We start from the raw sequence: 359 nt of genomic DNA on the forward strand, positions 1-359 counted from the left end.
CAAGTACTTGGGTTATTTAAAGCTAAAAGTTTACAACACCTATTAGACTCATTTCTTTTTGACCCTTTGTTTATCCTGGGGCAAGTTTTATTATTAATAATTGCTTTTATTTACCACCGTAAAGCGAGAATACCGCGAGGTAAATTAGTCGTGTTTGACCGAAAAACCGGCAATGTAAATTTCCCTGCGTTTGGTGGTAACCCCGAACTAGTTATTCCATTTGAAGAAGTTGAGATGTATCGAGGCTCGTTAGGCTTTAGTTTGGGAAGAGGCATGCCTGTTACAAGTTTAATCCCTAAAAAATACCCTAAGCATGGTAAAAGGGATTGCCAATACATAGTCGCGTTTGCTGATAGCTA

Annotated in this window: 1 pseudogene; it reads left to right on the top strand. The window is 38.4% G+C overall.

The features are described 5' to 3' along the window. Nucleotides 1–150: 150 nt before the first annotated feature. A pseudogene (locus H5154_RS23970) lies at nt 151–359 on the top strand (hypothetical protein); the annotation flags it as partial.

Origin of the sequence: Pseudoalteromonas sp. SR44-5, from assembly GCF_014163675.1 — a bacterium.
In the GTDB taxonomy this organism is placed as follows: Bacteria; Pseudomonadota; Gammaproteobacteria; order Enterobacterales; family Alteromonadaceae; genus Pseudoalteromonas; species Pseudoalteromonas rhizosphaerae.